This window comes from Flavobacterium commune (genome assembly GCF_001857965.1).
Classification (GTDB): Bacteria; Bacteroidota; Bacteroidia; order Flavobacteriales; family Flavobacteriaceae; genus Flavobacterium; species Flavobacterium commune.
In genome coordinates this window covers 182183-196107 of record NZ_CP017774.1, presented here as the reverse complement: position 1 = coordinate 196107, position 13925 = coordinate 182183, and the positions used below count along the sequence as shown (strand labels likewise).

Here is a 13925-nt window from a genome sequence, read left to right as displayed (position 1 = left end):
AAAAATCTACCAAAAGTAAGTAATTACAATTGGTAGATTTTTTTGTTTGTTATAAAAGAAATTAATCAATCGCTCTTTTAGTAATATCTCCAAAAGCATCAATTCTTCGGTCTCTAAAGAAAGGCCAGTTTTGACGCACATTTTCTTGTAAGTCTAAATCGACTTCGGCAATTAGAATTTCTTCTTTGTCGTGTGAGGCTTGTGCTAAAATTTCACCTTGTGGCCCAGCAATAAATGAAGCTCCCCAGAATTCAATTCCAGGAGTATCGGGTAAGTATTGTTCTAGACCAATTCGGTTAGCCGCAGCTACATAAACGCCATTGGCTACGGCATGTCCTTTCATAACGTTCATCCAGGCACCATATTGGTTTTCGCCATATTGTTCTTTTTCCTGTGGATGCCATCCAATTGCTGTTGGGTAAAACAATACTTCGGCACCTTTTAAGGCGGTAATTCGAGCTGCTTCCGGATACCATTGATCCCAACAGATTAATGTTCCAATATTTCCTTTTTGGGTTGGATTGTTTTTAAAACCTAAATCACCTGGAGTGAAATAGAATTTTTCGTAAAAAGCAGGATCGTCCGGAATGTGCATTTTGCGGTACAAACCAGCTTCTGTTCCATCGGTATCGATGATGTAGGCACTGTTGTGGTAAATTCCAGCCATTCTTTTTTCGAAGAAAGGAACAATAATTACCACTCCTAATTCTTTTGCTAATTCGCTAAAAGCAATGAAAGAAGTGCTGTACAATGGTTCTGCTAATGCAAAATTGTCAACATCCTCACTTTGACAGAAATAATGACTGCTATATAATTCAGGTAAAGAAATGACTTCGGCACCTTGTGCGGCTGCGTCTCTAACCCAGCTGATACATTTTTTTAGGTTATTTTCGGCAATATCATTCAAATTCAACTGAATAACGGCTATTTTGTATTTTTTATTTGGCATCGATAAAAATTTTAGACTGCAAAAGTAGGGATTTTTATGAAGAGTAGAAATGAAAATTTAGTTCCTATTGCTAAGGATTGCGAGATTTGAATTTCAATAAAAAGTGGATTTTACATTTATTTTTTAAAAATGTGTAGTTATTCAAAATTATATATAATTTTGTCAGAAAATTATAGATTTTGTTTTTTATGCTCAAAATATATCGAATTGCAGCTGTTTTAGTAGTGTTAATTACAATGCCGGGAGTTAATTCTTTAATGGCCAGTAATCTAAGTACTGTTGTGGAAACTACGGTTTTAGCACCTCCTACAGTCGATTTTAGTTTTACTAATAATAACAGCTGTTCAGATACGCCAATCACTTTTAATCCTATCGTAACTGGCGATGCGCCCTATACTTATTTATGGGATTTTGGAGATGGAACCACGTCTGTTGATAGTAATCCCACGCATAGTTTTACTGCTTTAGGTTGTGGAATTCAAAATTTTAGTGTCAAACTAACGGTTAGGGATAGAAACGGACTTGATAATTCAGTTACTAAATCTGTTTCAGTACAGCAAAAGCCCGATTTAAGGTTTGTTAACTTAAATTCGTCAAATTTTGAGCGATGTGGAGATAATAATTCGAATCCCAATTACACAATTGATGTAGATAACAGGTCAGCTTCCACGGCTTGTATTACTTCTTATAATATTGATTGGGGCGATGGAAGTACAGAAACTAATGTTGGTTTTCCTAAGCAACATACTTACACTAAATTAGGTTCATTTAATATGGTGATTACAGCTGTGGGAGCAAGCGGATGTAACAATCGAATTTCGTATATTGTAAAGAATTCCAATAATCCTGTGGGAGCTTTGATTTCTCCCGGAAATACAACCAATTTTTGTGTGCCTTTAGATGCTCCGATGGATTTTGCTATTGGATCCTGGGCATTGAATCCTTCCGACACAAGATATCAGATAAGTTATGGAGACGGAACAGCAAAGAACTTTACTCAATCGGATTTAGAAAGTTCAGTATATTATAATGCTGCAAATCCTACTGCTTCAAGAAATTTTCCCATTCCGCATACTTTTAGCCGTTTTAATTGTCCTGGCGGAAATACCGTTATTTTGACAATCTCTAATTCTTGTGGAAGCACTAATTTAACCGCAGGGCCTATTATTATTTTAGACAAACCTGTAGTAAGTTTTAGTACAACCAATATTGCCTGTGTTAATTCAGCTGTTTTTTTTAGTAATACTACCGTTGCAGGTTACACCAATGGTTGTAGTACTCAAAATGTTTACACCTGGAATTTTGGTGATGGAACAGCTGTTTCAAGAGAAGTTAGTCCTGCTCATGTTTACACTCGTCCCGGTACTTATACTGTGACTTTAGACGCCGTAACACCTTGTGGAGTAGGACAAAGATTTACTAGAACTGTTTGTGTAGAACCTGTTTTACAACCTAATTTTACCTTTGGGAGTGCCTGTGTTAATTCGAATACGCAAATAACCAATACTACTGATACAAGTCAGGCTTGTGGGCCTCAGAGTTATTATTGGGATATAATAAATTATTATGATCCTTATTGTAAAAATGAAAATCCGGGTTGGTATTTTACTGCAGGGACAGGTTCAAGGTCAAAAGATCCGGTAATTAATTTTACTGTTTCAGGAACTTACACCCTGCGATTAACAACGGTAAATTCATGTGGTATTGAAAGGGAAATGAGAAAAATCATTGAGGTCAAGAAACCACCAATCATTACTTTAGATCCTATTTCTGATTTTTGTAATTCGGCTACGATACGACCTGTGGCAAAAGTAGTTGAAAATTGTGCGCCAAGCTCAGAACTGACTTATTTATGGAGTTTTCAGGGAGGAACGCCATCGAGTTCTACTTCTTTAGATCCGGGACCAATTAATTATGCAAGCAGTGGAAATTATACCGCTACTTTAACAGTAAGCAATAGCTGTGGTTCAGATACAAAATCGAGGACTTTTTCTGTAAATACCGTTTTGTCGCCTATCATTGCTGCTAAATCAGATAAAATCTGTAGTGGTAGTTCTTTTACAATTACTCCAAGAAGCGGAGGAGGCGATAATGTACCCGCTGGAACAACTTATACTTGGTCAACACCTACAGTTTCACCTCTAGGTGCAATTAGTGGTGCATCGGCGCAGTCAAGTCCCAGAACCAATATAAGTCAGGCATTAACGAACAATACCAGTAATCGGGCTACTGTTACTTATACTGTTTCACCTACAGCAGGAAGTTGTCCAGGACCAAATTTTACAGTAACCATAATTGTAGATCCTTTGATTAATTCCAATCCTGTTATTAGAAATGCAACTTGTTTTGGTGCTACTGATGGTGCCATTAATTTAACAGTAAGAGGAGGAATTCCATTTACTACAGGAGATCCCTATCAGTTTTCTTGGACTGGTCCTAGTGGATTTAGAAGTACTGATGAGGATATTTCAAATTTAGTAGCCGGAACTTATAATTTGACTATTACTGATAATGGAAGTTGTCCGTTTTCAACAACTTATGTAGTCAATCAGCCAAACCAATTTGCTTTTACAGCTTCTAAAACAGATATTTCTTGTCATAATATGAATGACGGACAAATTAATTTGAATGTAAGCGGAGGCACAGCACCTTATACCTATGTCTGGACTAAAGACGGAAATCCATTTCCGGGAACAAACAATCTTAGAAATTTGGCAGAAGGTGTTTATCACGTAAAAATTACTGAGGTTCGAAATTGCAATGTTATTGAAGATACTTATACCATTGTTAATCCGCCTTTATTGGATGTTACTTTGGCCAGACAGCAGGATATTCTGTGTTATGGTTATGCTACAGGAGAAATTGATGTCAATGTAGCAGGAGGAAGAGCGGTAGAAACGAGTCCGGGAGTTTTTAATTATAGCTATTTCTGGACGGGACCTAACGGATTTACCAGTACGGCTAAGAATTTACGCAATGTACCCGCAGGAACTTATCGATTAAGAGTTACTGATAATTCGCGCTGTACTGATGATTTAGTGGTTGTTTTGACTCAAAATAGTGAAATAAAATTAACATATACTAAAACCGAAATCGCCTGTTATAATGATGCCAATGCATCTATCACCATTACTAATATCACAGGAGGTGTTCCGTTTACAACAGGGGAGCCTTATATTATTAAATGGAGTAATTTAGGGACAGGAAGAGTACAAAATAATTTATCGGCAGGAACTTATATTATTACTGTAGAAGATGCTTTAGGTTGTCCAAAAGTATTTCCCGTTATTATTGACAATGTTCCTGAATTTTCGATTACACCCGATGTGAAACAAATTAGCTGTTTTGGAGCTAAAGACGGTCACATCCGATTGAACTTAGTAGGAGGAGTGGCTCCTATAAAATTAGTTTGGAGTGATAATTCAACTGCCGGTGTAGAACGAAACAATCTACCTCCAGGAAGATATTCCGTAGTTATTACAGATAAAAAATTATGTAAGATTGAACAAAGCTTTATTATAAATGAACCTTTGCCTATTGAGTTAAGGGCTGATGTTTCCAATCCGTTGAGTTGTAATAATGCAAATACCGGAGCAATAAATTTAATTGTTACAGGAGGAACTCCACCATTTACTTATGCTTGGTCTAATGGAGCTACAACCAAAGATTTAATCAATTTGCCACCCGATAATTATATTGTTAATGTTACAGATGCCAATGGTTGTAAAGCTACCAATTCATGGAAAATCACCCGATTTGAACAATTAACACCTACCGTGGAAACGATAACCGATTATGATTGTGATACTAAATTTGTAAAGCAAACTTTTGTAGGTCGTGTAAAAGGAGGAATTCCGCCTTATACACTCAGTTGGTCTGACGGTGTGGTTAGCGGAAGCAATAACCAAATTATGAATACGAATAACAACGGATTGATTGTTTTTAGTGTTGAAGATAGTTTTGGCTGTAAAGAAGATTTCTCTTTTAGTGTTAATACACCTGTTTTAGGGAATCCTAATTTTTCTTTTGCTTCTTATGGACATGATGTTTACAACTTGTATTCTATTTTTGATGCTATTTTGTTTACCAATTTAGCAACAGGAGATTATACCAATATCTCTTGGGATTTTGGTGATGGTAATTTTTCTGACGAAGAAAATCCGTCCCATATTTATACCCGAGTAGGGACTTATACAGTCAAACAAATAGTGACTTATCCTTTTGGGTGCAAATATGAATATAATTCAACTATAAAGGTAGAAAAAGGCTATAGTGTCGAAATGCCAACAGCTTTTACTCCTAATAATGATGGAACTAATGATAGTTTTGCACCTGTATTCTTAGGTTTTGTTGAGGTGACTTTGCATATTTATGACACCTGGGGAAGTATGATTTACAGCGAAACAGGAGAAACCATCAAAGGATGGAATGGAAAAGTAAAAGATTTAGATGCCGAAAATGGGAATTATTATTTCAAAATGATGGGAAAAACATTCTACAATCATACCATTACTCAGGAAGGTACAGTTACATTAATCAAATAAAAGAGTACAATTACAAATGAAAATTAAATTAGTTATTATCTTGATTTCGTGTTTCTTTTATTCGAATGTTAAAGCACAGGATCCTGTTTTTACTCAATATTTTTTAGTTCCTGAAACCTTAAATCCGGCTTTTACCGGCTATATGGAAACTACTTACATGGGAATTATTCACAGAGAACAATGGCCTGATTTGAATTTAAAAATTGATACCGATTATGCGTTTATCAATACCTGGAGCGACGAAATGAACAGCGGACTGGGAGTTAGTTTTTTAAACCAAAGGGAGAGTGCTACCAATTATAATTTCTCGCAGTTGAATGCTAACTATGCTTACACAGTTCGAGTAAGTGACGAATGGGATTTTAGACCTGCAATCGAAGTAGGGTTTGGATCCAAATCTTTTGCTTTTCAGAATTTACTTTTAGAAGACCAAATTAATATTCGAACCGGGATTAACAATTCAACTTCAATAGATCCGGCATTAAGAAATGATAAGGTAGGTTTTTTTGATATTGGAGCAGCTATGGTTTTTAACACCGAAGATTTATGGATTGGTCTTTCTATGAAACACCTCAATAAACCCAACATTGCTTTTAATAAAGATGGAAACGTACCTTTGAATACCTTTTTCTCATTGAGTACAGGATACGAATTTCTTTTGGCAGATTATATCGACGTCCAATTTTTTCCTTATGCTACTAAGATGTTTGCAACGGCTAACTATATGCAGCAAGGTCGTTACAATCGTTTAGATATTGGTGCTTCCATACTATTCGAAAAGATGTTTTTTGGTGCTACTGCGGTTACTAATCCTGCTAAAAATGGTATAGACGGTCATTTGTTAACTTCCATGAATTTCTTTACAGGATTGCAGTACGATCACTTACGATTTGGACTTTCGTATGATATGAATACTACCAAAATAGGAAAAACAGGTGGTGTTTATGAATTGTCTTTGACTTATCAGTTTAATTTGGACAAAAAGTGTTTTGGTTGCCCTAATTATATTGGAAGATAATAAAGAAGTAAGTAATAAGAATAATTTATTGTCATAAAAATACTGCCATACCTTATATGGTCTTATTTGTTATTAAATGAGATACTAGAATAAAGTAAAAAACTTATATGACTTATGTGGTTTAAAAAAAACGACATTATTTCATTCCAGTTACTTATTGTTTTTTGCCAAAGATTTTTTTCAACAGATTTACAATTCCTAATACTACAAATCCAAAGACTAATCCAACAGTGAATTCTTTGATTATTGCTGGTAATTGTGGAGCAAAATGATGTAAAAAATCAATATTGTGTACAAAAATACCGCCAGCAACTAGAAGTAAAGCAATTGTCCCTATAACCGATAAACTTTTGATAACTTTTGGTAAAGCCTGTACCAGAACAGTACCTAAGGATTTTGTAAAACTTTGTTCTTTTGAACTCAGTTGAATTAGTTTTAAACCCGCTTCATCCATTCTGACAATTAACGCTACAATACCATAAACCCCAATGGTTGCAACTATTGCAATTATAGAAACCACAATTATTTGTTTGCTCAAAGGTTCTCCAATTACAGTACCTAGTGCAATGATGATAATTTCGACCGACAAAATAAAATCAGTTACAATAGCCGATTTTATTTTTCCTTTTTCAAGATTTAAAATTTCTTCTTCGCTCAGGGTTTCGTCCGTAATGGCCGCTGTGCTGTGGTGGCGATGAAATAGAAATTCATATATTTTTTCGGCACCTTCGTAAGCCAGATAAAGTCCTCCAATTACTAAAATGATAATGATAGCCATTGGTGAAAAAGCACTTAACAGAAAGGCTATGGGCAAAATAATTAATTTGTTGATAAAGGAACCTTTACCAATAGCCCATAAAACAGGAAGTTCTCTTGACGAAACAAATCCCGAAGCTTTTTCGGCATTTACTGCTAAATCATCGCCTAAAATACCGGCTGTTTTTTTAGCTGCCACCTTACTCATCACCGCAACATCATCCATAATTGCTGCGATATCATCTAATAGTGCGAAAAAACCTGATGCCATAAAATTTTTTTTGTTTATTTATTAGAGCGAAATTACTACTTTTTGATTGAATTTTAATGTAAAATTACTCTTCGTCATCAAAATTTAGAAAATCATCGGGATTAAAAGAAATGTCGTCATCCGGATCTTTGTCATGAGCACTTACTCCCGGCGGATTGAATAAACCCCAATCGTCTTTGATGTAATTCCAAACATCAAAACCGGCAACCCAGTCAATAAACAAGAGTCGGAATTCATCGATCTCATTTCTTAATAAATGAATGTAATCCTGGTCTGAAATAGCTTCTTCAAAGCGCAAACTTCCTGCCTGAACATAAAGTTCCCGTGCAGCTTTCCGAATGATAGTTGCGTTTTCCATTTTCAAATCATACAACTCCACTGCTTGAGCTCCAGCAATCTTAGCGGGGATTATCATGGCGTTTTCCATCATAAATCGAACCGTGGTTTCCTGAAGATATTCATTGTCAGCAGGAACAATTTCTATTAATCCTCGGGTAATTTTATAAATTTGCTCTGCTTTTTGATACAAAGGAAATTGTTCTAATTCATCTCGTTTCGACATTCGCTTTTTACTTTTTAGGATACGCAGGAAGAGGAACAAATTCGGTTTCGCCTTTTATTTTGTCAAATTTTTGTTCCGTCCAGTTTTGTTTGGCTTGCTCAATTAATGCTTTGTCTGTTGCAACAAAGTTCCAGTCGATAAATCGTTCTTCGGGATAGGCTTCACCACCAAAAATATAGATAGTCGAATTGGGTTTTATGGTAAATCCACAAAGGCTACTGTTTTTTGCCACTAATATTTGTTTAGGACCGTATTCGCTACCGTCGTTTTCAATTCCGCCTTCCAGAATATAAAGACCGGCTTCACCATACAGATGTTGCCCAATATTTAATTTTTTCTCTGTAACCGATTTTATCTCCAGCATGTACATCGGGCTATAGACCGGTACATTGGATTTTCTACCAAAAGCTTCTCCTGCAACCAATTTGAATTCGACATCATCTTCTTTCCACGAAGGAATTTCGCTGCTGTCAATATGAAAAAACTCTGGTTCCATTTGCTCCAAATGTTTGGGTAAGGCAACCCAAATTTGTAAGCCGTGCATGTTTTTTTCGGAATGGCGTAAATACTCAGGAGTGCGTTCGGAGTGTACAATGCCTTTTCCTGCGGTCATCCAGTTGACTTCGCCCGGTTTTATTTCGACTTCATTCCCCAGAGTGTCGCGGTGCATGATACTGCCTTCGAATAAAAAGGTAAGTGTAGAAAGACCAATATGCGGATGTGGCAAAACATCAAAATTCTGGCGTTCATTCATTTTTACAGGACCCATGTGATCGATATAAATAAAAGGCCCCACCATGCGTTTTTGGCGAAAAGGCAGCAATCGGCCTACCAGAAAGTTGCCTATATCGGCAGCACGTTCTTCGATAATGAGGTTGATATTAGACATGACATTTGGGTTTAAATCGTTTTTTATAATTTTTGTATTCTATTTTTTGTTACACTGAGCTTGTCGAAGTGCTTGTTTATTCACTAAGCGGAGTCCTCGACATTCCGAAAATTCGGCACATGCTGACAAAACTAAATTAAAAAGCTCTTAGTATTTTTGGTACAGATAACGGTTTAGATTGATTCAATTACACTTTCCAGCAATCTTCTCGATTTTGGTGTTGTTTCTAATCGGTTGAAATCCTCTTCAGCACCGTAACCTACGGCCATAGCAAAAAGAGGCTGGTGGCTGTTCATATTGAGAATGTCCTTATATTTATCTGCTTCAATACCTTCCATAGCAGTCGAATCCAGTCCTAATGCAGCACTGGCAGTTAAACCTACCCCCAGAGCAATATAGACTTGTTTGGCCAGCCAGGTTTTTAAATCGGCTTCCGGCATGCTTGCTTTCATTTGGTTGTACCAGTCTCTCCTAAATGCTGGCAATTCATTATCCACTACTTTTTGAAAAACGTCCAAATCATCTGCCACCGAAAAAACGACTAACAATTGCGCCTGGTTGATTTTCTCGGTATTGTGCATCGAAACAGCAGCTAATTTAGCTTTTATTTCGGTATTTTGTACAAAAGTAAATTTCCAGGGCTGGATGTTGATGGAAGAAGGGGTAAGGCGTAAAATTTCTTTTAAATCCTCGATTTTTTCCTGCGGAATGGATTTAGTAGCGTTGTATTGCTTGGCAGTATATCTTCGTTGAATTAAATCTAAAATATCCATGGTCTTTTTTACTAATTGAATAACTGCAAATTTAAGTTAATAATAGGTCTCTACAAATTGGATTAGGAAGATAACTAACGGAACTGATAGAAAAAATATAAGGTCTTGTATTAGGGGATAATGAAAGGGTGTGTTTTTCAAAACCATAATCTTTTTTGATGTTAATTTACCTTTAAGAGGTTTCTTGAGATGTTTAAGAATGTAGATGTAATTCTGTTATTTAGTACTTTTAAGAGGGATAATTATTAGTGGTTCAATTCCTGTCTTGTCACTTTGCAGGAATTATTGAACCGCGTGGTATTTGTAGGTAAATTATATTTTTTTTAATATAAAAAAAAGTGTTAAATCAATTGATTTAACACTTTTTTTGAAAGTGACCATGGAGGGATTTGAACCCTCACGCCCTTGCGAGCACCACCCCCTCAAGATGGCGAGTCTACCGTTTCTCCACATGGCCTAAAAGTAAAAAAGGTTAAGTAAATATTTACTTAACCTTTTGTGACCCGACTGGGGCTCGAACCCAGGACCCCATCATTAAAAGTGATGTGCTCTACCAACTGAGCTATCGAGTCAAATGCATCAGAAAACGTTTTTCAAGTGAATCACTTAATTTGTGACCCGACTGGGGCTCGAACCCAGGACCCCATCATTAAAAGTGATGTGCTCTACCAACTGAGCTATCGAGTCTTGCATCGTTCCCTGATTGCGGGTGCAAATATAAGACGTTTTTTTTATTATTTCCAAGCTATTTTATTATAAATTTGTCTTTTTTTAATAATAAATTTTAACACCTTAGTTTATAGGGTTTTATTCTATGAAGAAAATTATACTGTTGGGTTATATGGGTTGCGGAAAGTCAACTATCGCCAAAGAATTGTCTAAAAAACTGGAGATTCCTTTTATCGATTTGGATGAATTTATCGAAGAAAAGGTAAAAATGACCATCAAAACCATATTTGCCGAAAAGGGAGAAATCCATTTTAGGAGGTTAGAACATGAATGTTTTGTGGAATTACTGAATCTTCCCGAAGCAGTTATTATCGGATTAGGAGGGGGAACCCCTTGTTATGCCAATAATCATGAATTATTAAAAAGAGAAGATGTAGAGTCTATTTACCTAAAAGCCTCTATAGATACCCTGGTAGTTAGATTATCCTTAAATAAAAGCAATAGACCCCTTATCGCAAACAAAAACGATGTCGAGATGAAAGAGTTTATTGCTACTCATTTATTTGAAAGAAGTTATTATTACAATCAGGCGCAACATAGTGTTGTTGTAGATCAAAGAACTATTGCGCAGACAGTGGAGGATATTTTGGCAATTTTAGCTTAACCAGGCATAATTATCATTGTCCTGGTCAAATTCTACTCTAACGTGTTCTAATAAAGAAGTAGAAAGAGAAATCCCTTTAAAATCGGCTTTTACAGGATATTTTTTATGGTTTCGATCGACTAAGACCGCTGTTTTGAATTTTTTTAATGGCACATCCAAAAAGTGTTTTACTGCATAAATTAAGGTTGTGCCAGAATTCAACACATCATCAATAAGAATCAAACCTTTATTGGCATAGTTTTCGGCGGGAATGGAAGTTGTTATGGCTTGATTAGGATTTTGTTTATCAATGTGCACTTCACACAATAGGATTTTTAAGTCGGAAATAGTTTTTAATTCCTGAGCAATTTTTTCGGCAAATATATAGCCATTACTGGCAATTCCGGCAAGTACCACTTCTTCTTCGTCTATAAAGGTTTCATAGATTTGGTAAGCAATACGTTTTGTTTTGTGTTTAATTTCCAGGTTGGTTAGAATGATATTTTTGCTCATAAAATTATTTTTTTGCTAATATAGGTAAATTTAAATTCCAATTTTTAAATCCCAAATTCCCAAATTTCAGGATAAAAAAACAAAGTTGTACATACGTTTCTAAAAGTTTGAATTTGTAATTTTAATCTTCTTCGTCTTCATGATGAATTTCGTTTCCGTAGTCGTCAATATCCCTTCGGTCTTTTTTAGTTGGTCGTCCTGTTCCTGTTTTTCGATAATGTTCTTTGGATAATTTTAATAATTCCAAATGCTGATAGACTTCGGCAGGCGTATCGTTTCTTCGATAAATATCAACGAGTTTTGCACCCACACGATTTTCGGGAATGTCCAGAACTGTGATGATTTGTGTAATTTGGTCTTTTCTAAAAGTGATTTTATCGGTAGGAAAAACTTCTTTTGAGGGCTTTGCAACCACGCCATTTACAGTGATGTGATTTTTTTTACAGGCCTCCGTAACCATATTTCGGGTTTTGTAATATCGGACACACCATAAATATTTATCTATTCGCATAAAAATTGTAAAATCAGAGTTAAATAGTTTACAAAAATAAATCAATATTGTATCTTGCGCACTTAAAATTCAGCTATAATGAACAAATTTAAGTATTATTTTATTTTAATAATTACAAGCCTCTCTTTATTTTCATGTTCGAAAGACGATAATTCTTCTATTGAAGAAGTACCTCTTAGAGATTTTCAAGAACAGTTTACAATAGATAGTATTGCTATCAAAGAATACTTGGAGACTTATTATATAGATATTGCGGATCCTAATTTTGCTGATAATGATGTAATAATTAAAAAAATTACAAATTCTGGTACTCAACCATCCATAATGTCATATTTGAACAGCAGTACTTTTCCTAAATTATTGAAAAAAACTGTTGAATTACACGAAATAACATACGAAATCTATTATCTAGTTTTAAGAGAAGGAGTAGGAGAGAAACCAACTAATGTCGATGAGGTTTTGACATCCTACAGAGGAGATTATTTGTATCGTACAGTTGCTAAAGAAGCTGTGCCTGCTTCAGGTGATACTCCAGCACAACCAGCTGTGCCTTCTGAGCTTTTAGCAAGTCAATTTGAAGTACTAAGATACCCGCAATCTTTTTTTAATTTAACAGGTGTTATAACGGGTTGGAGCGAAGTTTTCCCTGAATTTAGAACAGGAGATACTCCTGTTTCAAATGGAGATGGAACAGTAACGCATACTAATTATGGGGCAGGAGTGATGTTTTTGCCTTCGGGATTAGCTTATTACAGTTCAGGGCAAGGGTCTATACCAAGTTATTCTCCATTGGTTTTTAGTTTTAAATTGTACGCAGTTAAAAGATCTGATTTAGATAATGACGGAATTCCTTCTTATCTAGAAGATATTGATGGTGATGGCTATTTAAGAGTTACTGAAACTGATGATTCTGATAAAGACGGCATTCCTGATTATTTGGATATTGATGATGATGGAGATAAATTTACTACCAGATCAGAAATAACAATAAATGGTGTTGTTACTCCTTTTGCATCAATTCCTGATTGTAGTGGGAATACAACTAATTCAAGCAGAAAGAAAAAGCATTTAGATTCAGCTTGTCACTAAATCTAGCTTTATCAAATAGAAAAAATCCCGTTTTGTACTGATGAACAAAACGGGATTTTTTTTTGCAATTGCTGCTTTATAGAATTACTCCTTTATCAACCAGTTTTTAAAGTCGTTAAATTCCTGAGGTGAAACTCCGTGACCAATTGGATATTCGTGATAAACAGATTTTACTGCTAAATTGTCTAAAAAAGCTTTGGTTTTTCGTGCCCATTCTATTGGAATTACCTGATCGACTGTTCCGTGGGCTGCGAATATTTTTAAATTAGAGAAATCATTGTTTTTATAATTTTCTTCAAATATGGGTTCGCTAATATAACCGCTCAAAGCAATTACTTTTTGAACTTTATCAGGGTGTGACAATGCTATAGCATTACTTAAAATAGCACCCTGGCTGAAGCCTAAAAGAGTGATGTTCTTTTCATCAATAGGATAATTAGCAACTAATTCTTCGATGAATTTTGCAATTAAATCACGAGATAATTTTGCTTGTTCGTGGTCAGAGAATTTGTTTTCATTGGCATCAAAATTAATAGCATACCAGGCATAACTTCCGTATTGCAAGTCATAAGGAGCACGAGCCGAAATAACATAATATTCTTCCGGTAATTCAGAGGCAAAGGAGAATAAGTCGGCTTCATTGCTTCCGTAACCGTGTAATAAAAGCAATAAAGGATTTTTTTCTGATTTTATTTTTGGTTCTCTGATGAGGTATTCTAGGGATAAATTCATTTTTTA

At 35.4% G+C, this 13925-nt stretch carries 12 protein-coding genes and 3 tRNA genes; 4 read left to right on the top strand and 11 right to left on the bottom strand.

Annotation, left to right across the window (positions count from 1 at the left end):
- Positions 1–61: 61 nt before the first annotated feature.
- The gene (locus BIW12_RS00730) at positions 62–949 is read right to left on the bottom strand and encodes a carbon-nitrogen hydrolase (protein WP_071183351.1); all 888 of its coding nucleotides are present in this window, start codon (positions 947–949) and stop codon (positions 62–64) included.
- A 188-nt stretch (positions 950–1137) separates the two neighbouring features.
- On the opposite strand from BIW12_RS00730, the gene BIW12_RS00725 reads away from it, so the two are divergent.
- Both BIW12_RS00725 and BIW12_RS00720 read left to right on the top strand, forming a co-directional pair.
- Complete coding sequence (locus BIW12_RS00725) at positions 1138–5493, top strand: PKD domain-containing protein (RefSeq protein WP_071183350.1); 4356 nt, start codon at positions 1138–1140, stop codon at positions 5491–5493.
- Between the two features lie 16 nt (positions 5494–5509).
- Positions 5510–6511 (top strand): PorP/SprF family type IX secretion system membrane protein, encoded by a 1002-nt coding sequence (locus BIW12_RS00720; RefSeq protein ID WP_071183349.1) that lies wholly within the window; start codon positions 5510–5512, stop codon positions 6509–6511.
- Positions 6512–6665: 154 nt separating this feature from the next.
- Here BIW12_RS00720 and BIW12_RS00715 read toward each other — a convergent pair whose 3' ends face one another.
- The 7 genes from BIW12_RS00715 to BIW12_RS00685 all read right to left on the bottom strand — a co-directional run bounded on the left by BIW12_RS00715 (position 6666) and on the right by BIW12_RS00685 (position 10449).
- Positions 6666–7538 (bottom strand): DUF808 domain-containing protein, encoded by an 873-nt coding sequence (locus BIW12_RS00715; protein WP_071183348.1) that lies wholly within the window; start codon positions 7536–7538, stop codon positions 6666–6668.
- 64 nt (positions 7539–7602) lie between these two features.
- A complete protein-coding gene (locus BIW12_RS00710) occupies positions 7603–8100 on the bottom strand; it encodes a hypothetical protein (RefSeq protein WP_071183347.1) in 498 nt (165 codons plus the stop codon).
- 7 nt (positions 8101–8107) lie between these two features.
- Complete coding sequence (locus tag BIW12_RS00705; protein ID WP_071183346.1) at positions 8108–8989, bottom strand: pirin family protein; 882 nt, start codon at positions 8987–8989, stop codon at positions 8108–8110.
- 173 nt (positions 8990–9162) lie between these two features.
- Entirely contained in the window at positions 9163–9762 is a 600-nt protein-coding gene (locus BIW12_RS00700) for a nitroreductase family protein (protein WP_071183345.1), read from the bottom strand.
- A 374-nt stretch (positions 9763–10136) separates the two neighbouring features.
- Positions 10137–10219: transfer RNA gene (locus BIW12_RS00695), tRNA-Leu, on the bottom strand.
- A gap of 42 nt (positions 10220–10261) precedes the next feature.
- Positions 10262–10334, bottom strand: a tRNA-Lys gene (locus tag BIW12_RS00690).
- A gap of 42 nt (positions 10335–10376) precedes the next feature.
- Positions 10377–10449 (bottom strand) — tRNA-Lys (locus BIW12_RS00685).
- Positions 10450–10576: 127 nt separating this feature from the next.
- Between BIW12_RS00685 and BIW12_RS00680 the strand changes: the two genes are divergently transcribed.
- Positions 10577–11095, top strand: coding sequence for a shikimate kinase (locus BIW12_RS00680; protein WP_071183344.1), 519 nt, complete (start codon positions 10577–10579; stop codon positions 11093–11095).
- On the opposite strand, the gene BIW12_RS00675 is transcribed toward BIW12_RS00680, so the two are convergent.
- Together BIW12_RS00675 and BIW12_RS00670 are read right to left on the bottom strand one after the other, a co-directional pair.
- Positions 11087–11587 (bottom strand): phosphoribosyltransferase family protein, encoded by a 501-nt coding sequence (locus BIW12_RS00675; protein WP_071183343.1) that lies wholly within the window; start codon positions 11585–11587, stop codon positions 11087–11089. The genes BIW12_RS00680 and BIW12_RS00675 overlap by 9 nt on opposite strands.
- A gap of 121 nt (positions 11588–11708) precedes the next feature.
- Positions 11709–12098 (bottom strand): RNA-binding S4 domain-containing protein, encoded by a 390-nt coding sequence (locus tag BIW12_RS00670; RefSeq protein WP_071183342.1) that lies wholly within the window; start codon positions 12096–12098, stop codon positions 11709–11711.
- Between the two features lie 78 nt (positions 12099–12176).
- Between BIW12_RS00670 and BIW12_RS00665 the strand changes: the two genes are divergently transcribed.
- Positions 12177–13187: an FKBP-type peptidyl-prolyl cis-trans isomerase gene (locus BIW12_RS00665; protein ID WP_071183341.1), complete on the top strand. Its 1011-nt coding sequence runs from the start codon at positions 12177–12179 to the stop codon at positions 13185–13187.
- 84 nt (positions 13188–13271) lie between these two features.
- On the opposite strand, the gene BIW12_RS00660 is transcribed toward BIW12_RS00665, so the two are convergent.
- A complete protein-coding gene (locus BIW12_RS00660; protein ID WP_071183340.1) occupies positions 13272–13919 on the bottom strand; it encodes an alpha/beta hydrolase in 648 nt (215 codons plus the stop codon).
- Positions 13920–13925 lie beyond the last annotated feature (6 nt).